This window comes from Bradyrhizobium sp. BLXBL-03 (assembly GCF_051853015.1).
GTDB classification, from domain to species: domain Bacteria; phylum Pseudomonadota; class Alphaproteobacteria; order Rhizobiales; family Xanthobacteraceae; genus Bradyrhizobium; species Bradyrhizobium manausense.
The window spans coordinates 51,406-72,052 of record NZ_CP182470.1 but is presented as its reverse complement, the minus strand read 5'-3'; the positions used below and the strand labels follow the sequence as shown (position 1 = coordinate 72,052).

Here is a 20,647-nt window from a genome sequence, read left to right as displayed (position 1 = left end):
CTTTCGTGATTGCAGTGCAATCAAGCTTTTGGCGTCACAGATTCCGGACGGCGATCAGGATGCCGATGAAGGTCACGGCGATGATCCAGACGGCCACGGTGCGCCAGCGGTTCTTGCGGCCCTCGCTGCGGCCCATGGCGGCGATGCTCTCCGGCGACAGATGCAGGCCTTCCCGGGTCATGGTCTCGAGCTGCTCCAGCACCGCGACCGAGCGCTGGGCGATATCAGGCAGGCGCATCAGCACCTTGGCGAGATCGCCGCCGCCGGCGAGCGCGCCCTGCACCCGTCCGATCGGTCCGAGATTGCGCTCGATCCATTCCCGCACCACGGGGTCAGCGACCTTCCAGATATCGAGCCTGGGATCGAAAACGCGCGCCACGCCCTCGACCACGACCATGGTCTTCTGCAGCAGGATCAGTTCGGGCCGCGTCGTCATGTCGAACAGGCCGGTAACCTCCAGCAGCAGCGTGAGCAGCCGCGCCATCGAGATTTCCTCGGCGGTGCGGTTGTGGATCGGCTCGCCGATGGCGCGGATGGCCTGCGCGAAATTCTCGACCGAATGGTGCGAGGGCACGTAGCCGGCCTCGAAATGCACTTCGGCGACGCGGCGATAATCGCGGGTGATGAAGCCGAGCAGGATCTCGGCGAGGAAGCGCCGCTCCTTCATGCCGAGCCGGCCCATGATGCCGAAATCGACCGCGACCAGACGGCCGGCGTCATCGAGGAACAGATTGCCCGGATGCATGTCGGCGTGGAAGAAGCCGTCGCGCAGCGCGTGGCGCAGAAAACTCTGGATCACCTTGCGGCCGAGATCGGGCAGGTCGACCTGAGCCTCGGCGAGCCGCTTGTGATCGTTCAGCGCGATGCCGTCGATCCACTCCATCGTCAGCACGTTGTGCGTGGTGCGGTCCCAGTCGACGGCGGGCACGCGGAAATCGGGATCTCCTTCCGTATTCTCCGCCATCTCCGACAGCGCAGCCGCTTCCAGCCGCAGGTCCATCTCCATCGCGACCGAGCGCGACATGGTGTTGATGACTTCGACCAGGCGCAGGCGCCGTGCCTCCGCCGAATAGGCCTCGGCCTTGTGTGCCACGTAGAAGAAATCGGAGAGGTCGCGGCGGAAGCGCGCCGCCACGTTGGGCCTGAGCACCTTGATCGCGACGGGTTTGCGGATGCCGTCGCGCAAGACCTCGCCGCGATGCACCTGCGCGATCGAGGCGGCCGCGACCGGCGGTCCGAAGCTTGCGAACACATCCGTCAGCGGCCGTTCCAGCGAGGTGGTGATCGCAGCTTCCGCTTCGGCTTGCGAGAACGGCGGCAGGCGGTCCTGCAGGCTTTCGAGGTCGCGCGCCATGTTGAAGCCGACGACGTCGGGGCGCGTCGCCAGGAATTGGCCGAGCTTGAGATAGGCCGGGCCCATTCGTGTCAGCGCGCGCGAGATCCGCGGCCCCTGCTTGGCGCCGCGGCGTTCGACGAGCCGCGCCAGCTTCAGCGCCAGCTGTCCGGGCGCAGGCACCAGGCTCGGGTCGACGGCGCCGAACACGCCCTCGCGCGCAAACACGAACGCGGCGCGGATCAGGCGCGTGATGTGGGTGATGGCAGAGATCACAAACGCCAGCCCGAATGCAGTGCGACGATGCCGCCGGTCAGGGTCTGCCAGCTGACGCGGGAAAAGCCGGCCTCGCGGATCATGTCGGCGAAGGCGGCAGGCTTCGGAAACTTGCGGATCGATTCGACCAGATACTGGTAGGACTCGGCATCTCCCGTGACCATGCGTCCGAGCGGCGGGATCACCTTGAACGAGAACAGATCGTAGAGCTTGTCGAGACCGGGCACCTCGACGGTGGAGAATTCCAGGCACAGGAAGCGGCTGCCGGGCTTCAGCACGCGATAGGCCTCGCGCAGCGCCTTGTCGATTTGCGGCACGTTGCGGATGCCGAAAGCGATCGTATATGCGTCAAAGCTGCGGTCGGCGAAGGAGAGCGCTTCGGCATTGCCCTCGACGAAATCGACCTGGCCCTCGAGATGGCGCTTGGCCGCACGCTCGCGGCCCACGGCGAGCATGTCGGAATTGATGTCGCAGACGGTGGCGTGGAAGCCGGGGCCCGCCGCCTTGGCAGCCCGGAACGAGATGTCGCCGGTGCCGCCGGCCACGTCGAGCAACGCGAACGGCCGGTCGCTGCGGGGCGGGTCGAGCGTGTTGATCATGATGTCCTTCCAGACCCGGTGCAGGCCACCGGACATCAAATCGTTCATCAAGTCATAGCGCGACGCCACGCTGTGAAACACATCGTTCACCAGCGTCTGCTTGTCCCCCAGGGGAACGTCTTTGAAGCCAAAATGCGTGGTTTCGCCCGGCCGATCCATTACTCTACTCCGTGGAGCGGACCATAGCCCGCCCGCCGCAATGGCGCTATCACACCGCCTTCATAAGGTGAATGCCTGACCATGCCTGAATTGCCCGAAGTCGAGACCGTCCGCCGCGGCCTTCAGCCCGTCATGGAGGGTGCGAAAATCGTCGTCGCGGAGGCCCGCCGGCCGGATTTGCGCTTTCCGTTCCAGCCCGATTTCGTGGCCCGGCTGCAGGGACAGATCGTGACGGGGCTCGGCCGCCGTGCAAAATATCTCATGGCCGATCTCGGCTCCGGCGACGTGCTGTTGATGCATCTGGGCATGTCGGGCTCGTTCCGCGTCATCAAGCCCGACAACGAGGCTGTATCAGGCGAATTTCACTATCCCAAGGGCAAGGACTCCGCGCATGATCACGTGCTGTTTCGGATGTCCTCGGGCGCCGACATCATCTTCAACGATCCCAGGCGCTTCGGTTACATGAAAGTGATTGCGCGCCATGCGCTCGAGGACGAGCCGCTGCTGCGCGGCCTCGGTCCCGAGCCGCTCGGCAACGAGTTCGACGCCGCGATGCTGGCGCGCGCCTGCCAGGACAAGACCACCAGCCTGAAGGCCGCGTTGCTCGACCAGCGCGTGGTGGCAGGGCTCGGCAACATCTATGTCTGCGAAGCGCTGCACCGGGCGCACCTGTCGCCACGACGGATCGCCGCGACGCTGTCGACCAAGTCCGGACAACGCAAGGGCGTTGCCGGGGGTGAGCCGACGGATCACGCCAAGCGCCTGGTCGCTGCGATCCACACCGTGCTGAACGACGCCATCAAGGCCGGCGGCTCGTCACTGCGCGATCATCGCCAGACCTCGGGCGAGCTCGGCTATTTCCAGCACTCCTTCAAGGTTTATGACCGCGAAGGCGAGACATGCACCACGCCGCGCTGCGGCGGCACGATCAGGCGCTTCACCCAGAACGGCCGCTCGACCTTCTGGTGTCCGAAATGTCAGAAGTGACTTAGCTTCGTAGCCCGGATGGAGCGAAGCGTAATCCGGGACCTTTGCGCGACAGATGCAGATGCCCCGGATTGCGCTTCGCTCCATCCGGGCTACGAAAGCTCGCGCGCGGCTATTTAGCCCGACAGGTCAAATGCCTGCGCTCCGTCACCGGTTCGCCATGACCGGAAGCGGTTCTACTGTGCATGGGGTTGTTTTCGAGATTTGTTCGAGGACACATTCGCCCGCGCCAAAAACGACCGAAGCAGCCCGGCCGGGCTGGTGGCCGGATTGCTTCGTCGCTTGGGTTCATTCATCGGATGGCGACGAGCCCGCCCGCGCCTGGAGCGATCGCCCCGCTCAGGACGCCAGAACTGTGGTCTCGCCCGCAGACAGCCCGCTGGCTGCATGCAGCACTTCGTGGACCGCCGACAGGACCTGATCGATCAGGAGATTGCCGGCGGAGAGCTCGAGGCGGGTCTCGATCCAGCGCCAGAGGCCGCGGACCTCCTCGGTCGACTTGCCGCTCGGCGCGAACTCGCTGACGGCAAGGCCCGAGGCGAGCGAGTCCTGGTGGTCGTTGCGCATCACGATCAGCGGACGGGCGAGCACGTCAGCGAGATCGAGCGCGGCTTCCTCGGCGAGCGTGTTGGCCGCGTTGTCGATGCGCTGGCCGCGGATCGGCGTCTGGTTCAAGACGAAGCTGTAGGGCCGCTTCCAGGCGCGGGCGACGCTGACGGTGGAGGCGGTCGCCTCGATGTCGGCGACGCTCGGGCGGGCCGGGATCAGGCAGAGGTCGGAATAGCGGATCGCGGCGGTGGTCGCGGCGGACAGGCCGGCTGCGGTGTCGACGATCGCGAGCTGGAGACCGCTGTCGGCCAGCATCTTCAGTCGCGGCGCGAAATCGGCGGCGTGATAGATCGGCTCGACCACGACATCGTCGTTGTTGCGGCGGCGCGACCAGTTGGAGAGGGTGCCCTGCGGGTCGGTCTCGATCAGGCGAACGGTGAAGCCGGCCTGCTTGGCGGCCAGCGCGAGGCCGATGGCGAGGGTGCTCTTGCCACTGCCACCCTTTTGGGTGGCGAGTACGATCGTGTGCATGGAGAGTTGAATCCTTTGGAGTGCCTGGGTCTTGGGATCACGCCACGCGAACGTGCATCGTTTTTTCGATGCTGAGCTCTTCTCGCTCAGGACGTGCCCTGCCCGATCCAAAGGGACCGCGGATGTCCGAATCAACGGTAGCGATGATGGCAGAATCAGGAATGCCAGCTAATCCGTACCATTACTGGACCCGTCATCCCGCGTGTGATGTGCTCGGTATCGCGAACAGGAAGGACATCAGGCATGGGCGGAAACTGGCGCGACCGGACGGCAACGAGCTTTGAATGCCAGAAGATGCCGGCGGTCTCGAGCCGCGGCATGGTTGTGAGCAACCACCCGCTGGCGTCCAGCGCCGGAGCCGAGATGCTGGCCGCCGGCGGCAACGCTGTCGATGCTGCCATAGCCACGCTGTTCACGCTGACCGTGGTCGAGCCGATGATGGTCGGCATCATCGGCGGCGGCATGGCGCATATTCGTCTCGCCGACGGCAGCCACCGCGTCATCGATGGACAGAGCACCGTGCCCGCTTCGGTGCACGACACCACCTACACCTCGAAGCCGGGCTCGGCCCATGACGTGTTCGACACCGTCGGCAATGAGAACCTCAACGGTCCAAAGGCGGTCGCGACGCCAGGCTCGCTGAAAGCCTGGTGCGAGACGCTGCAACGGTTCGGCACCATGTCGCTTGCCGACGTCATGCAGCCCGCGATCAAGCATGCCGCGCGTGGCTATGCAGTCACGCCATATTTGCATGAATGCATCAGCGAGAGCGCGGCCACGATGCGCAAGGACAAGCCGATCGCGGCGATCTATTTGCCCGGTGGCGAGCCGCTCAAGGTCGGCGAGCGCGTGGTGCAATCAGAATATGCCGAGACGCTCCGCACCATCGCCGATCACGGCGAGAAGGCTCTTTACGAGGGACCGCTCGGCGACATCCTCGTCGACTACATGGAGAAATCAGGCGGCTTCATCCGCCGCAACGATCTCACCAATTACAAAACCGTCGAGCGGCAGCCGATCCGCGCCGACTATCGCGGCTGGACCATTTTGGGCCCGCCGCCACCCGCGGCCTCCGGCGTGCACATCGCGCAGATGTTGAATATTCTTGAAGGCTACGACATCGGCCGCCTCGGCTTCGGCACGTCGGAGACGATTCACTACCTCGCCGAGGTTCTCAAGATCGCCTTCGCCGATCGCGCCGCGGCCAGCGGCGATCCTGATTATGTCGGCGTGCCCGTGGAGAAGCTGACCTCGAAGGCCTATGCCGAGGAGCGCCGTCGCACCATCGATCCGGCGCGCGCGCAGGCCTTTGGCGCCGGCGTGACCCAGCTCGAAAGCGCGCACACCACGCATATGACGGCGGCGGACAGCTTTGGCAATGTCGTCGCGACCACGCAGACCATCAACAATCTGTTCGGCGCCAAGATCATGATCCCGGGTCTGGGGGCCATCGCCAACAACTACATGAACCTGTTCGATCCGCGGCCGGGCCATGCCCTGTCGCTTGCGCCGGGCAAGCGCGTGACGACCTCGATGTCGCCGATGATGGCGCTGCGTGACGGCAAGCTGCGCTATGCGCTCGGCCTGCCCGGCGGCAAGCGCATCTTTCCGAGCGCGATGCAGGCACTGGTCAACCTGATCGACCACGGCATGAGCTTGCAGGAAGCGGTCGAAGCGCCGCGGGTCTGGACCGAAGGCAACGCGCTCGAGGTTGAGCACGCCGTGCCGGAGACCGTGCGCGCGAAACTCGCCTCGCTCGGTCACGAGGTCCAGCCGGTCGCAACCGTCGCTGGCGGCATGAACGGCATCGCCTTCCACGACGACGGCACCATGACCGGCGCCGCCTGCTGGCGCGCAGACGGCACGCCGGTCGGGATCTCCGGCGGGCTCGCGAAGGCGGGGATCAGGTTCAGGCTGAGTTGAGCGTTATTTCCGTACGCAGATCACGCGCACGACGGCGGCTTTCGCATCGGTCGACGTGCCGTTCGCCGGGACGGCGTTCGCCTTCAGGAAATCGCGCACCGTCTCCGCAGAGACCATCACCGCTTGTGACGCCGGCATCGAGGTCGCGGGACCCGCAACCATCGCCGGCTTCAACAAGGCAACACCGACGAACTTGCCCTCGCCGTCGATGGCCGCGCCGCCGGAGAAGCCGACCGCGGGCGGAGGCGACAGCGCGGAGTCGCTGCTGGTCACCGGCGTCAGCGCGCCCTTGACGCTCGACACGCCGGCCGCGCCGCCCTGGCTCTGCGGATCGGCGATGCCGACGACGTCGACACTCGTCTTCGCCACGCCGCCGGTCAGGCTGAGCGGCTTCAATCCGCGCGCGCCATAGATGTGCAGCAGCGCGAGATCGTGATCCTTGTCCTCGGCGAGGCGGTCGGCACTGCCATAGCCGCCGATCGTAATGGCAAGGCAGGCATCGGTGACGAGACGGTCCGCCAGAATCGCGCCGCCGTCGCTGACGACGATACCCGTGCCGTACTCGACGGTCCTGCGCGGCGGCGGCCCGGCTTGCGGCCCCGACGGAAACGCATTGAACGCGCTCGACATCGCGATCACGACCGGCTCGACCGTGTTCTCCATCGCTTGGTCATACAGGATCGTCATGATGCGGACCTCGTCGCCCTTGAACGTGCCGCGCACGTAAAACTTCTTCAGGCCCTGCAACCCTGAAAGCACGAAGAAGTCGGGCTTCACCACGGTGTAGTCGACCTTACGCCCGGCCGGCTGCTTCTTCTCGGTTTCAGCAAGTTTTGCGGTGGTCGGATTCGCCTCCTTGCGGCGGTTCAGCAGCACCTGCACCGTGCCGGTCGGCGAGCTCCATTTCGAGCCGTTGGCGTCGGTCGCCTGATTGGGCACCAGCTTGGAGGGAATGCCGAGCCGCGCGCCGCTGGTCATCTCCGTCACGATCTTCCAGCCGACGCCGTCCTGCTTGCGCCGTGCGGTCTCGGCCAGCGCGGCGCGCTCCTGCGGATTGAGCACGCCGGTCGGCTTGCCGCCCTTGGCCTTCTGGTACTCCTTGATGGCGTCAACCATGCGCGAGCTGACGTCGCCGGTGATGGCGCCGTTATATTGGCCGACCCAGGCAAGGTCGGACTGCAGCGCCAACCGCTCGGCCTGCGCCATCGCGTCGGCGGTTTCCGAGGGTGTTTGCAGGGCGGGCGGCTTGATCGGAACGGTCTGGACCACCTTCGGCTTGGTGCCGGGGATCGGGGGCGTTGTCATCTGGGCGCCGGCGCCTGTGGCGGACGCCAACATCAGTGTTGCCGCAAGCATCGATCTCATGACAAATCCAGCCAGCCCATTGAACGCGCTGCCATTGAAGCACATCTCGTTGGTCGCGAACAATGTTGGGCTGGTTCAGGAGTAAGAGACGGTGCTGAGCCCGGACGAACTCGAACGCTATGCCCGCCATATCGTGCTGCGCGATGTCGGCGGTCCCGGCCAGGCCGCGCTGAAGCGGGCCTCCGTGCTGGTGATCGGCGCCGGCGGGCTCGGCGCGCCTGCGCTGATGTATCTGGCCGCCGCCGGCGTCGGCACGCTCGGCGTGGTCGATGACGACGTGGTGTCGCTGTCAAATCTCCAGCGCCAGGTCATCCACACCACGCCCGACATCGGCCGGCACAAGGTCGAGAGCGCGGCTGAGCGGATCGCCGAACTTAATCCGCATGTTCGCTTCGTCGGCCACGCCACCTGGCTCAATGCCGACAATGCGCTCTCGCTGATCGGCGATTACGATCTCGTGCTCGATGGTTCCGACAATTTCTCGACGCGCTATCTGGCCTCCGACGCCTGCTTCTTCGCCAAGCGGCCGCTGATCACCGCGGCGCTGGGCACCTTCGACGGCTCGCTCACCACGATCCGCGCGCATGAGACCAACGAGCAGGGCGAATTCAATCCGACCTATCGCTGCCTGTTTCCGGAGCCGCCGCCGCCCGGCACCGTGCCGGCCTGCGCCGAGGCCGGCGTCATGGGCGCGCTCGCGGGCGTGATGGGCTCGATGATGGCGCTGGAGGCGATCCGCGAGATCGTCGGTTTCGGCGAGGGCCTCGTCGGCCGCCTTCTGATGATCGATGCGCGTGCGATGCGCTTCGAGACGCTGCGCTATGCGCGCGATCCCGCCAATCCGCTCAACGGCGATGGGCCCGTGTTCGAAGATCTCAGCGTGCACCGCGAGTGAGCGCGATCGGTTGCGAGCTCACAGCATGCTCGGCAGCACGCGATCCGGCGGCTTGTGGGCGTCGAGGAAGGTGCGGATGTTGATGATCACCTTCTCGCCCATCTCGACGCGGCCCTCGATCGTGGCCGAGCCCATATGCGGCATCAGGATCACCTTGCCGGCCTTCGCAAGCCGCACCAGCTTCGGGTTGACTGCGGGCTCGTGCTCATAGACGTCGAGAGCGGCGCCGCCGATCTCGCCGCCTTCGATCAGCTTGATCAGCGTGTCTTCGTCGGTGACTTCGCCGCGCGCGGTGTTGACGATGTAGGCGTCCTTGCGGATCAGCTTCAGCCGTCGCGCCGACAACAGATGATAGGTCGCCGGCGTATGCGGACAGTTCACCGAGATGATGTCCATCCGCGCCAGCATCTGGTCGAGGCTCTCCCAATAGGTCGCGCCAAGCTCTTCGGCGATCTTCGGCGCGACGGGACGGCGGTTGTGATAGTGGATCTGAAGGCCAAAGGCGCGGGCACGGCGCGCGACCGCCTGGCCGATGCGGCCCATGCCGATGATGCCGAGGCGCTTGCCGCCGATGCGGTGGCCCAGCATCCAGGTCGGCGACCAGCCGGCCCAGGGCTTTCCTTCCGTCAGCACCGAGGCGCCTTCGATCATCCGGCGCGGCACGGCCAGGATCAGCGCCATGGTCATGTCGGCGGTGTCTTCGGTCAGCACCTTCGGCGTGTTCGTCACGGTGATGCCGCGGGCATGCGCGGCCTCGACATCGATATTGTCGACGCCGTTGCCGAAATTGGCGATCAGCTTCAGCTTGCAGTCGGGCTGGTTGACGATGTCGGCGCTGATGTGATCGGTGACTGTTGGAACCAAGATGTCGGCGGTGCGCGCGGCTTCGGCGAGCCGCTCGGCCGACATCGGCGTGTCGTCGAGATTGATGCGTGCGTCGAACAGTTCGCGCATCCGGGTCTCGATCGAGTCCGGCAGCTTGCGCGTCACGACGACGAGGGGCTTTTTCTTCACCGACATGTCCTGCCCTCATGAGGCGTTGCAGGCCGCCTTTGTCGCCAAAGGCCGGCTGTTGAGGCCTCATTAACCCGGTTGTTCGACACTGGCTTTGCCGTGTCGTCCCCGGCGTTTCCTTCAAGCTTTCCCGAGATTTCCGGCCGGAAAATCGGGGCAAACTGGTTGTTCAAGCGTCCGTCCTCTCTAGCAGAAGGCCGGGCCAAGACAAGTTGGCATCGGGAACACCCGCGTGGGGCGGGAGAGGGGCGTTGCGGGGCAGGTTTTGGAATTTGGGGTGAGGACCCGGTTCAGCCGGGTCTTCGACAGGAGACGGTTGATGGCGTTGGGGCGTTTTTGTTCGGTGATGGCGCTCGTTTGCACCTGGTGGAGCGCCTCGGTCGGGCCCTCGCACTCGGCCAAGGACACCACGCCGCAGACCGCCAGCGGCCTGCCGGTGCCGCGCTACGTCAGCCTCAAATCGGATCACGTCAACGTCCGCGCCGGCCCGACCAAGGACAATGATGTGGCCTGGGTCTACACCCGTGCCGGCCTGCCGGTCGAAATCACCGCCGAGTTCGAGAACTGGCGCCGGGTGCGCGATTCCGAAGGCGCCGAGGGCTGGGTCTATCACTCCCTGCTGTCGGGACGCCGCACTGCGGTGGTCACCATGAAGAACAAGGACGAGCTCGCGCCGATCTATGACCGCGCCGATCCCGACAGCGCGGTGGCCGCAAAGCTCCAGGCCGGCGTCGTGGCGACGGTGAAAAAATGCACCACCAGCTGGTGCCACGTCACCGGCAACGGCTTTGACGGCTGGATCCAGCAGGAGCGCCTCTGGGGCGTCTATGCCGACGAGCAGGTGAATTGACGGCGCAGGCGTCGTCCCGTGATGGCGCGAAGCGCCAGACCCGGGATCTCGAGATTCTCAGGTGCGCAAGTGCGCACCATAGTTCGGTGCTGCGCACCGCCTCGGAATGACGAGCTGAAAGGAAATGGCCGGGACAAGCCCGGCCATGACGATCTAACTGGCAGTTGAAGACCGCTTCAGCGCTTCTTGCGCAGGCGCACGACCATGTCGATGCGCGCGATCTCGTAGCCCTCCGGCACCTCCGGCATCTTGGACAGCGCCAGATGCGGATCCTCGATATCGACCAGCTCGTGGCTGTTCTCGAGGTAGTAATGGTGGTGGGTGGTGACGTTGGTGTCGAAATAGGTCTTGGTGCCGTCGACGCTGACCTGGCGCAGCAAGCCGGCATCGGTCAGCTGGTTCAGCGTGTTGTAGACGGTCGCGAGCGAGACCGGAACCTTGGCCAGCGTCGCTTCCTCATAGAGCATTTCGGCCGTGAGATGGCGCGCGCCCTTGCCGAACAGCAGCCAGCCGAGCGCCATACGCTGACGCGTCGGGCGCAGACCGGCAGATTGGAGCATTTCGTTGACGTCGTGCCAGGGGCAGCCGGTCAGGGCCGGCTGGCGGCCGGACAGAAGGGCCGCATGGGCATCTTCGTCGTGACGGATCGCGTTATTTTCGCTCATTTCCAGAATTCGGGCACGCGTGAACACTATCTGTCTGCAATATATGGACAGATAGATGCAGATGCAAGTTTCTCGCAACTAGACTGGTTCTAATCAGGGAGGAACCGGCCCGAAGCTCCGTCATTTTACCTTCATGGGACGGCTTTGCTACCCGAAAAGGCCTGTGTTAGAGAGCGCGCGGTTCCGCCCAACCGATTTTGGCGCGGCCAGGCATTGGGGCCCGGCCCGCGGCCGATCCGGCTCTCGGTATTGGCGCCTGAGGACGGCAATCGGTGTTGCCGTCCGAGCAGGACGGGGCCCATTTTTGCCAGAAACGCCGCTCAATCGGGGTTCAAACAGAGGCTTCCGCATGCTGAACAGGCGCAACGGTTACGAATACGAAGATTTGCTGGCATGTGCCCGCGGTGAGATGTTCGGCCCGGGCAATGCGCAATTGCCGCTGCCGCCGATGCTGATGTTCGACCGCATCACGGAAATCAACGACAATGGCGGCGAATTCGGCAAGGGCCTGGTGCGCGCCGAGCTCGACGTGAAGGCCGACCTCTGGTTCTTCGGTTGCCACTTCAAGAACGATCCGGTGATGCCGGGATGCCTCGGACTTGATGCGCTGTGGCAAATGGTCGGCTTTTATCTGGGCTGGATCGGTGGCGAAGGTCGCGGCCGTGCGCTTGGCCTCAGCGAATTGAAGTTCGGCGGCCAGGTGCTGCCCGAGGCCCGCAAGGTTGTGTACAATGTCGATATCAAGCGCGTGATGCGTTCAAAGCTGGTGCTCGGCATTGCCGACGGATGGCTTTCGGTCGACGACCAGATTATTTATCGCGCCAAGGACCTGAAGGTCGGCCTGTTCAAGCAGGGCACGAGCCTGGGCTAAGCACATCACCAAGAAGACAACGATTTAGGCGAGGCTGTCATGAGGCGGGTTGTGGTCACCGGGATGGGTATCGTCTCGTCGATCGGAAACAACACCCAGGAAGTGCTTGCAAGCCTTCACGAGGCGAAGTCGGGCATTTCGCGGGCCGAGAAATATGCCGAGCTCGGTTTCCGCTCGCAGGTGCAAGGTGCGCCCACGCTCGATCCTTCGACGGTCGTCGATCGCCGTGCGATGCGTTTCCTCGGCCAGGGTGCCGCGTGGAATCACATCGCAATGGAGCAGGCGATCCAGGACTCCGGTCTGTCGCCGGACGAAGTCTCCAACATTCGCACCGGTATCATCATGGGCTCCGGCGGTCCGTCCGCCCGCACCATCGTCGAAGCCGCCGACATCACCCGCAGCAAGGGACCGAAGCGCGTCGGTCCGTTTGCGGTGCCGAAGGCGATGTCGTCCACGGCGTCGGCAACGCTTGCGACCTGGTTCAAGATCAAGGGCGTGAACTATTCGATCTCCTCGGCCTGCGCGACGTCGAACCATTGCGTCGGCAATGCCTATGAGACGATCCAGATCGGCAAGCAGGACGTCATCTTCGCCGGCGGCTGCGAGGAGCTCGACTGGTCGTTGTCGGTGCTGTTCGACGCCATGGGTGCGATGTCCTCGAAGTACAACGACACGCCCGCCACCGCCTCGCGTCCCTATGACGTCAACCGCGACGGCTTCGTCATCGCCGGCGGCGCCGGTGTGCTGGTGCTGGAAGAGCTCGAGCACGCCAAGGCGCGCGGCGCGCGGATCTACGGCGAGATCGTCGGCTATGGCGCGACCTCGGACGGCTACGACATGGTCGCGCCGTCGGGTGAAGGTGCCGAGCGCTGCATGCGCATGGCGATGTCGACGGTGAAGACCAAGGTCGACTACATCAACCCGCACGCGACCTCCACGCCGGCCGGCGACCCGCCGGAAATCGACGCGCTCCGTCGCGTGTTCGGCGCCGGCGAGAAGTGCCCGCCGATCTCGGCGACCAAGGCGCTGACCGGCCACTCGCTGGGCGCGACCGGCGTGCAGGAGGCGATCTATTCGCTGCTGATGATGAACAACGGCTTCATCTGCGAGAGCGCGCACATCCAGGAGCTCGATCCCGTGTTTGCCGACATGCCGATCGTGCGCAAGCGCATCGACAACGTCAAAATCGGCACCGTGCTGTCGAACTCGTTCGGCTTCGGCGGCACCAACGCCACGCTGGTGTTCAGCCGCATGGACGTGTGACGGTGCACGCTGTCATGCCCCGCCTAGTGCGCAATTGCGCACGGGAGCGGGGCATCCGGTACGCCGCGGCTTCTCGATTTCTCACGACGGTCTCTGGAATACTGGATCGCCCGCCCCAGTGCGCAAGCGCGCACGAGGCGGGCGATGACCCCGAATATTGGAGTTAGGAAGCAATGGAAGGTTTGATGAAAGGCAAGCGCGGTCTGATCATGGGCATCGCCAATGATCATTCGATCGCCTGGGGCATGGCGAAGACGCTGCATGCCCACGGCGCCGAGCTCGCCTTCACCTTCCAGGGCGAAGCTTTGGGCAAGCGCGTCAAGCCGCTCGCGGAGTCCCTCGGCGTGGAGCTGGTGCTGCCTTGCGACGTCGAGGACATCGCCAGCGTCGATGCGACCTTCGCCGCGCTCCGCGGAAAATGGGGCAAGCTCGATTTCGTCATCCACGCCATCGGCTTCGCCGACAAGAACGAGCTGAAGGGCCGCTATGCCGACACCAGCCGCGAGAATTTTTCGCGCACCATGGTGATCTCCTGCTTCTCCTTCACGGAGGTTGCAAAGCGCGCGGCCGAACTGATGACGGACGGCGGCAGCATGCTGACGCTGACCTTCGGCGCTTCAGAGCGATCGATGCCGAACTACAACGTGATGGGCGTCGCCAAGGCGGCGCTGGAAGCCTCGGTGCGCTATCTCGCCTCCGACTTCGGACCGCGCGGCATCCGCGTCAACGCGATCTCCGCCGGCCCCATCCGTACGCTCGCCGGCTCCGGCATCGGCGAGGCGCGCGCGATGTTTGCATTCATGCAAAAGCATTCGCCACTTCGTCGCGGCGTCACGCTCGACGAGCTCGGCGGCTCGGCGCTATATCTGCTGTCTGATCTCTCCGGCGGCGTGACCGGCGAGATCCACTATGTCGATAGTGGCTATAACATCGTGCTGATGCCAAGGCCGGATGATCTGAAGGCGCCGGAATAGGTGCCGTAGTGCCGTAGGGTGGGCAAAGGAGCGTCAGCGACGTGCCCACGATCTTTCAATCATCGCAACCAAGTGGTGGGCACGCTGCGCTTTGCCCGCCCTACGAGAGCTCGCAGTCCGGTGCCTTCTGCGCGCCGGTCGAAATGTCGGTCAGCACCCGTTCATAGGGCAGCCCGCTCTCTTCCATCAGCCAGAGCGTCGAGAACGATCGCGAGCGGGGGTGACCAGTAGAGCTTGATCATGGCGAGCTCCCTTTGCGCTCCCAACGATAGTATTTCATCACGAACCCGTTCGACGGTTCGACCTCTTCCTTCTCGAACACAAAGCCTTCGCGCTCATACCAGCGCCAGGCCTTCTCGTTCTCGCGAACGCAGCGCAGGTCAATCTCGTCGGGCATTTGCGTGCGCGTGAAGGCGAGCAGCTTCCGGCCGAGCGATTGACCCTGATAGGCGGGCCCGACGAACAGCATGTCGAGATAGTGCTTTGGCAGATGCAGCGCCAGCATCGCGGCGATGGTGCCCTGATCATCAGCGACGAACAGGCTCCAGCCGTCCTCGATCTCGCGCCGGACGCGGGCGCGCAGGTTCGCCAGCAGGAAATCGCTGGCTTCGGCGAGTCCGGTCGAGACCCAGCTCTCCATCCAGACGCGAGCGATTTCGTCATATTCGTCGACCCGGGCGGGGCGGATGATCAGATCGGGCATAACCAACTCAGGCCTTCTGCCCACGCATGGTCTGCCGCGCGCGCACCTTGCCGGCCGACAGACACACCACCTCGGAAATCTGCAGCAGCTGGCGCGCCAGCGGGCTGGTCTTGCGCCAGACCATGCCGATGGTGCGCGACGGCTCGGGGTCGCGGAAGCGCGACAGCGAGACGGACGCCGATCGCGTCTCCACCGACACCGCCATCTCCGGAATCAAGGTAACGCCGATGCCGGCGCTGACCATCTGCACCAGCGTCGACAGCGAATTCGCATCCAGCATCTCGCGCGGCGGCGCCGACTGCATGTTGCAGAACGACAGCGCCTGGTCGCGGAAACAATGGCCTTCCTCGAGCAGCAGCAGCCGCATCTCGCGCATCATCTCGCGCGACGGCACCGGGGTGCCCGCATCCGTGCCCGGCCGCACCAGCAGGAATTTCTCCTCGAACAGGGCGACCTCGGTGAGCGAGGGCTCGGAGACCGGCAGGGCGACGATCGCGGTGTCGAGCCGCCCTTCGACCAGCTCCTGGATCAGCCGCGGTGTCATCGTCTCGCGCACGCGGATATCGAGCTCCGGATGCATGCGCGTCAGATTCTTGGTGATCTTGGGCAAAAGATAGGGCGCGATCGTCGGGATCATGCCGATGCGCAGGCGCCCGGCAAAACGGTTCTGCGAGGCACGGGCGAAATCGCCGAGCTCATCGACCGAGCGCAGGATGTCGCGGACGCGCTGGGCGAGCTCCTCGCCGAACCGGGTCAGCGCAACCTGGCGCGCGCTGCGCTCCAGCAGCAGCCCGCCGAGCGCCTCCTCCAGCTCCTTGATCTGCATCGACAGGGCCGGCTGCGAGATGGAACAGGCTTCCGCGGCGCGGCCGAAATGACCATGGCGGGCGAGCGCGTCGAAATAGCGCAGCTGGCGCAGCGTCAGATTGATCATCAGAAAAACCTATCGCAGCGATCATTAAAGTCAACTTCCCCTGATCGAAGGCGACGCTTAGAGTGCTTCGACCTGGTCAATGGCGCAGTCGGACGCCACCAGAGGAGGTATTCATGGACGACACTTCGAAGTGCCCGTTTTCGGGCGGCAAACGCGTGCCAGCGAACCGCGACTGGTGGCCCACCAATCTCAGCATTGACATGCTGCACAGGAATTCCAGCCTGTCCGATCCGATGGGCGAGGCGTTCGACTATGCCAAGGAATTCAAGACGCTCGACCTGAATGCGGTCATCAAGGACCTGACCGCCCTGATGACGGATTCGCAGGAATGGTGGCCCGCCGATTTCGGCCACTATGGCGGCCTCATGATCCGCATGGCCTGGCACAGCGCCGGCACCTACCGCATCACCGACGGCCGCGGCGGCGCCGGTGCCGGTCAGCAGCGTTTTGCTCCGCTCAACTCCTGGCCTGACAACGCCAACCTCGACAAGGCGCGCCGGCTGCTCTGGCCGATCAAGCAGAAATACGGTCGCAAGATTTCCTGGGCCGATCTGATGGTGCTCGCCGGCAACGTCGCGCTGGAGTCGATGGGCTTCAAGACGTTCGGCTTCGCCGGTGGTCGCGCCGATGTCTGGGAGCCGGAAGAGCTCTATTGGGGTCCGGAAGGCACCTGGCTGGGCGATGAGCGCTACAGCGGCGAACGCCAGCTCGCCGAGCCGCTCGGCGCGGTGCAGATGGGCCTGATCTACGTCAATCCGGAAGGCCCGAACGGCAAGCCGGATCCGGTCGCCGCGGCCAAGGACATCCGCGAGACCTTCTTCCGCATGGCGATGAACGACGAAGAAACCGTTGCGCTGATCGCCGGCGGCCACACCTTCGGCAAGACCCATGGCGCCGGCGATCCGTCGCTGGTTGGTGCCGAGCCGGAAGCGGGCGCGCTGGAAGATCAGGGCCTTGGCTGGAAGAGCAAGCACGCCACGGGCCTCGCCGGTGATACCATCACCAGCGGCCTCGAAGTGACCTGGACCACGACGCCGACGAAGTGGAGCAACAACTTCTTCGAGAACCTGTTCAAGTACGAATGGGAGCTGACGAAGAGCCCGGGCGGTGCGAACCAGTGGACGGCCAAGGGTGCCGACGCCATCATTCCCGATCCTTTCGACAAGTCGAAGAAGCATCGCCCGACGATGCTGACGACCGATCTCTCGCTGCGCTTCGATCCGGCCTATGAGAAGATCTCGCGTCGCTTCCTGGAAAACCCCGATCAGTTCGCGGACGCGTTTGCCCGCGCCTGGTTCAAGCTGACCCATCGCGACATGGGTCCGATCCAGCGCTATCTCGGCCCGTTGGTGCCGAAGGAGACGCTGATCTGGCAAGATCCGATTCCGGCCGTGAATCACGAGCTGGTCTCTGATCAGGACATCGCCGCGCTGAAGGCCAAGATCCTGGCTTCGGGCCTCTCGGTGTCCGAGCTGGTCTCGACCGCCTGGGCATCGGCCTCGACGTTCCGCGGTTCGGACAAGCGCGGCGGCGCCAACGGTGCGCGCATCCGTCTTGCCCCGCAGAAGGACTGGGAGGTCAACCAGCCGGCCCAGCTCTCCAAGGTGCTCGGCAAGCTCGAAGCGATCCAGAAGGACTTCAACGCGTCCTCAGGCGCCAAGAAGGTCTCGCTCGCCGATCTCATCGTCCTCGGCGGCACCGCCGCGGTCGAGAAGGCGGCGAAGGATGCCGGCGTCGACGTCAAGGTTGGCTTCACGCCGGGTCGCATGGATGCTTCGCAAGAGCAGACCGACGCGGCCTCCTTCGCGCCGCTGGAGCCGCGGGCCGATGGCTTCCGCAACTATGTCGGCAAGAAGCATCAGTTCATGCGGGAGGAAGAAGCGCTCGTCGATCGCGCGCAGCTTCTCAAGCTCACGGGGCCTGAGCTGACCGTGCTGGTCGGCGGCCTGCGCGTGCTCGGCGCCAACGCGAACGGGTCGAAGCACGGCGTCTTCACCGCCAAGGTGGGCACGCTGTCCAACGACTATTTCGTCAACCTGCTCGACATGAGCACGGCGTGGGCGCCGGTGGCCGACGGCTCCTATGAGGGCCGCGACCGCAAGACCAATGCGGTGAAGTGGACCGGCACGCGCGCCGATCTGATCTTCGGCTCGCACTCGCAGCTCCGCGCCTTCGCCGAAGTCTATGCGACCTCGGATTCGAAGGAGAAGTTCGTGGCCGACTTCGCCAAGGCCTGGACCAAGGTGATGAACCTCGACCGGTTCGACCTCGCGGCGTGAGTACTTCACCTCTCCCCGTTGGGGAGAGGTGAAGAACCAGGCGGATAGATCCGAGCATCAACAAAAAGGGCGGCCTTGCGGCCGCCCTTCGTGTTTCTGACGTGGCTTGAGCGATTACTCGCCGGCTGCTTCGCGCGGAGCCTTCTCGCCCTCGCCGCCCTTGTCCTTGCCTTCGAGGTCTTCGCCGGTGGCCTGGTCGACCACCTTCATCGACAGGCGGGTCTTGCCGCGATCGTCGAAGCCGAGCAGCTTGACCTTGACCTTGTCGCCTTCCTTGACGACGTCGGAGGTCTTCTGCACGCGGTTGGCGGCGAGCTGGCTGATGTGAACGAGGCCGTCCTTCGAACCGAAGAAGTTCACGAAGGCGCCGAACTCCATCACCTTGACGACGGTGCCGTCATAGATCTGGCCGACTTCCGGATCGGACGCGATCGACTTGATCCACTTGATCGCGGCCTTCATCGCCTCGCCGTCGCTGGATGCGACCTTCACGGTGCCGTCGTCCTCGATGTTGACCTTGGCGCCGGTCTTCTCGACGATCTCGCGGATCACCTTGCCGCCGGTGCCGATCACTTCGCGGATCTTGTCGGTGGCGATCTTGAAGGTCTCGATGCGCGGCGCGTATTCGCCGAGTTCGGCGCGGGCGTTGGTGAGCGCCTTCGCCATCTCGCCGAGGATGTGGATACGACCTTCCTTGGCCTGGCCGAGAGCGACCTTCATGATCTCCTCGGTGATGCCCTCGATCTTGATGTCCATCTGGAGCGAGGTGATGCCGGCTTCGGTACCGGCGACCTTGAAGTCCATGTCGCCGAGATGGTCTTCGTCGCCGAGGATGTCGGAGAGAACCGCGAAGCGCTTGTCTTCGAGGATCAGGCCCATCGCGATGCCCGCGGTCGGCCGCTTCAACGGCACGCCGGCGTCCATCAGCGCGAGCGAGGCGCCGCAGACCGAAGCCATCGACGAGGAGCCGTTGGATTCGGTGATCTCCGAGACGACGCGCACGGTGTAGGGGAACTCGTGATGCGGCGGCAGCACCGGGTGGATCGCGCGCCAGGCCAGCTTGCCGTGGCCGATCTCGCGGCGCTTGGTGCCGCCGAGGCGGCCGGTCTCGCCGACCGAGAAGGGCGGGAAGTTGTAGTGCAGCAGGAACGTCTCCTTGTACGTTCCCGACAGCGCGTCGATATACTGCTCGTCCTCGCCGGTGCCGAGCGTGGTCACGACCATCGCCTGGGTCTCGCCGCGGGTGAACAGCGCCGAGCCGTGGGCGCGGGGCAGCACGCCGACTTCGGCGACGATGTTGCGCACGGTCTTGACGTCACGGCCGTCGATGCGCTTGCCGGTGTCGAGGATGTTCCAGCGAACGATCTTCGCCTCGAGTTCCTTGAACACGGCGGCGACGCGCAGCTTGTCGTATTTCGGCTCCTGCCCTTCGGGGAAGTAGTGGGCGATCACCTTCTCCTTGACCTTGCCGACCGCGGCGTAGCGATCCTGCTTGACCGGAATGGCGTAGGCAGCGCGCAGCTCCTGCTCGACGAGGCCGAGCATTTCCTTCTCGAGCGCGGCGTTGTCGATCACGGTGACTTCGCGCGGCTCCTTGGCGGCCTTCTCGGCGAGCTCGATGATCGCGTTGATCACAGGCTGGAAGTGGCGGTGACCGAACATCACGGCGCCGAGCATGATGTCTTCGTTCAGCTCCTTGGCTTCCGATTCCACCATCAGCACGGCATCCGCGGTGCCGGCGACGACCAGGTCGAGCTGGGTGTCGACCATCTCGTCGAGCGTCGGGTTGAGGATGAACTCGTCATTGGCGAAGCCGACGCGGGCGGCGCCGATCGGGCCCTTGAACGGCGCGCCTGACAGCGTCAGCGCGGCCGAGGAGGCCACGAGAGCAACGATGTCAGGATCGTTCTCCATGTCGTGCGACAGCACGGTGGCGATCACCTGGGTCTCGTTGCGCCAGCCGTCGACGAACAGCGGACGGATCGGACGGTCGATCAGGCGGGAGACCAGCGTCTCCTTCTCGGTCGGACGGCCCTCGCGCTTGAAATAGCCGCCGGGAATGCGGCCAGCTGCGTAGGTCTTTTCCTGGTAGTCGACGGTCAGCGGCAGGAAATCGACGCCTTCACGCGGCGCTTTCGCCGCGACGACGGTGGCGAGCACCACGGTCTCGCCATAGGTGGCGATGACGGCGCCGTCGGCCTGGCGTGCGATCTTGCCGGTTTCGAGCTTGAGAGGGCGTCCGCCCCAGTCGATCTCGACTGAATGCTTATTGAACATAGAGGTCTTCTTTCATGGGTTCTCGAAAGAAGGGACGGCTCGAAAAACAAAAACCATGTCAAGATTGCAGGACGCTGATCGGAGCGGGCGATCAGCGTCCTGCGATCCTGCCATGGTTTTTGGATGTCGGATGGCGTCCATCCTTTCGGGTCATACGGGCACCTTGCCCGTTGCGCCCAGCCGCCGGATTGCTGCTGGAC

At 64.7% G+C, this 20,647-nt stretch carries 17 protein-coding genes and 1 pseudogene; 8 read left to right on the top strand and 10 right to left on the bottom strand.

The window, feature by feature from the left end; all coding sequences use genetic code 11:
• Positions 1 to 34: 34 nt before the first annotated feature.
• Positions 35 to 1,609 (bottom strand): 2-polyprenylphenol 6-hydroxylase, encoded by a 1,575-nt coding sequence (gene ubiB / locus ACNJX9_RS00305; protein ID WP_439407485.1) that lies wholly within the window; start codon positions 1,607 to 1,609, stop codon positions 35 to 37.
• Complete coding sequence (gene ubiE, locus ACNJX9_RS00300) at positions 1,606 to 2,367, bottom strand: bifunctional demethylmenaquinone methyltransferase/2-methoxy-6-polyprenyl-1,4-benzoquinol methylase UbiE (RefSeq protein ID WP_439407484.1); 762 nt, start codon at positions 2,365 to 2,367, stop codon at positions 1,606 to 1,608. The genes ubiB and ubiE overlap by 4 nt, the downstream gene beginning before the upstream one ends.
• 81 nt (positions 2,368 to 2,448) lie before the next feature.
• Between ubiE and mutM the strand changes: the two genes are divergently transcribed.
• A complete protein-coding gene (mutM, locus tag ACNJX9_RS00295) occupies positions 2,449 to 3,354 on the top strand; it encodes a bifunctional DNA-formamidopyrimidine glycosylase/DNA-(apurinic or apyrimidinic site) lyase (RefSeq protein ID WP_439407483.1) in 906 nt (301 codons plus the stop codon).
• A gap of 339 nt (positions 3,355 to 3,693) precedes the next feature.
• Here the strand turns inward: mutM and ACNJX9_RS00290 are convergent, their stop codons facing one another.
• Positions 3,694 to 4,434, bottom strand: coding sequence for a nucleotide-binding protein (locus ACNJX9_RS00290; protein ID WP_439407482.1), 741 nt, complete (start codon positions 4,432 to 4,434; stop codon positions 3,694 to 3,696).
• A 243-nt stretch (positions 4,435 to 4,677) separates the two neighbouring features.
• Between ACNJX9_RS00290 and ggt the strand changes: the two genes are divergently transcribed.
• Positions 4,678 to 6,357 carry a gamma-glutamyltransferase gene (gene ggt / locus ACNJX9_RS00285; RefSeq protein WP_439407481.1) on the top strand — a complete coding sequence of 560 codons (1,680 nt, stop codon included), beginning with the start codon at positions 4,678 to 4,680 and terminating at the stop codon, positions 6,355 to 6,357.
• Positions 6,358 to 6,360: 3 nt separating this feature from the next.
• Here the strand turns inward: ggt and ACNJX9_RS00280 are convergent, their stop codons facing one another.
• Positions 6,361 to 7,722 carry a serine protease gene (locus ACNJX9_RS00280; RefSeq protein ID WP_439407480.1) on the bottom strand — a complete coding sequence of 454 codons (1,362 nt, stop codon included), beginning with the start codon at positions 7,720 to 7,722 and terminating at the stop codon, positions 6,361 to 6,363.
• Between the two features lie 91 nt (positions 7,723 to 7,813).
• Here ACNJX9_RS00280 and ACNJX9_RS00275 point away from each other — a divergent pair, with 91 nt between their 5' ends.
• Complete coding sequence (locus tag ACNJX9_RS00275; protein ID WP_057752341.1) at positions 7,814 to 8,617, top strand: HesA/MoeB/ThiF family protein; 804 nt, start codon at positions 7,814 to 7,816, stop codon at positions 8,615 to 8,617.
• 18 nt (positions 8,618 to 8,635) lie between these two features.
• Here the strand turns inward: ACNJX9_RS00275 and ACNJX9_RS00270 are convergent, their stop codons facing one another.
• Positions 8,636 to 9,637, bottom strand: coding sequence for a 2-hydroxyacid dehydrogenase (locus tag ACNJX9_RS00270; protein ID WP_057752344.1), 1,002 nt, complete (start codon positions 9,635 to 9,637; stop codon positions 8,636 to 8,638).
• Between the two features lie 313 nt (positions 9,638 to 9,950).
• On the opposite strand from ACNJX9_RS00270, the gene ACNJX9_RS00265 reads away from it, so the two are divergent.
• Positions 9,951 to 10,481, top strand: a complete 531-nt coding sequence (locus ACNJX9_RS00265; protein WP_057752347.1) for an SH3 domain-containing protein — start codon at positions 9,951 to 9,953, stop codon at positions 10,479 to 10,481.
• A 176-nt stretch (positions 10,482 to 10,657) separates the two neighbouring features.
• On the opposite strand, the gene irrA is transcribed toward ACNJX9_RS00265, so the two are convergent.
• Entirely contained in the window at positions 10,658 to 11,146 is a 489-nt protein-coding gene (gene irrA, locus ACNJX9_RS00260; protein ID WP_057752350.1) for an iron response transcriptional regulator IrrA, read from the bottom strand.
• 349 nt (positions 11,147 to 11,495) lie between these two features.
• On the opposite strand from irrA, the gene fabA reads away from it, so the two are divergent.
• The 3 genes from fabA to fabI all read left to right on the top strand — a co-directional run bounded on the left by fabA (position 11,496) and on the right by fabI (position 14,254).
• Positions 11,496 to 12,017 (top strand): bifunctional 3-hydroxydecanoyl-ACP dehydratase/trans-2-decenoyl-ACP isomerase, encoded by a 522-nt coding sequence (fabA, locus tag ACNJX9_RS00255; RefSeq protein ID WP_057752353.1) that lies wholly within the window; start codon positions 11,496 to 11,498, stop codon positions 12,015 to 12,017.
• Between the two features lie 39 nt (positions 12,018 to 12,056).
• The gene (gene fabB, locus ACNJX9_RS00250) at positions 12,057 to 13,280 is read left to right on the top strand and encodes a beta-ketoacyl-ACP synthase I (protein WP_057752357.1); all 1,224 of its coding nucleotides are present in this window, start codon (positions 12,057 to 12,059) and stop codon (positions 13,278 to 13,280) included.
• 173 nt (positions 13,281 to 13,453) lie between these two features.
• The gene (gene fabI, locus ACNJX9_RS00245) at positions 13,454 to 14,254 is read left to right on the top strand and encodes an enoyl-ACP reductase FabI (protein ID WP_057752359.1); all 801 of its coding nucleotides are present in this window, start codon (positions 13,454 to 13,456) and stop codon (positions 14,252 to 14,254) included.
• A gap of 115 nt (positions 14,255 to 14,369) precedes the next feature.
• Here fabI and ACNJX9_RS00240 read toward each other — a convergent pair.
• The 3 genes and pseudogenes from ACNJX9_RS00240 to ACNJX9_RS00230 form a co-directional block, all read right to left on the bottom strand.
• Positions 14,370 to 14,496: pseudogene (locus tag ACNJX9_RS00240) on the bottom strand (glutathione S-transferase family protein); the annotation flags it as partial.
• The gene (locus tag ACNJX9_RS00235) at positions 14,493 to 14,957 is read right to left on the bottom strand and encodes a GNAT family N-acetyltransferase (RefSeq protein WP_439407479.1); all 465 of its coding nucleotides are present in this window, start codon (positions 14,955 to 14,957) and stop codon (positions 14,493 to 14,495) included. The pseudogene ACNJX9_RS00240 and the gene ACNJX9_RS00235, both read right to left, overlap by 4 nt.
• A 7-nt stretch (positions 14,958 to 14,964) precedes the next feature.
• Entirely contained in the window at positions 14,965 to 15,891 is a 927-nt protein-coding gene (locus tag ACNJX9_RS00230; protein ID WP_057746977.1) for a hydrogen peroxide-inducible genes activator, read from the bottom strand.
• 113 nt (positions 15,892 to 16,004) lie between these two features.
• Between ACNJX9_RS00230 and katG the strand changes: the two genes are divergently transcribed.
• Positions 16,005 to 18,170, top strand: a complete 2,166-nt coding sequence (katG, locus tag ACNJX9_RS00225; RefSeq protein ID WP_439407478.1) for a catalase/peroxidase HPI — start codon at positions 16,005 to 16,007, stop codon at positions 18,168 to 18,170.
• A gap of 114 nt (positions 18,171 to 18,284) precedes the next feature.
• Here the strand turns inward: katG and pnp are convergent, their stop codons facing one another.
• A complete protein-coding gene (gene pnp / locus ACNJX9_RS00220; RefSeq protein WP_439407477.1) occupies positions 18,285 to 20,447 on the bottom strand; it encodes a polyribonucleotide nucleotidyltransferase in 2,163 nt (720 codons plus the stop codon).
• Between the last annotated feature and the right edge of the window lie 200 nt (positions 20,448 to 20,647).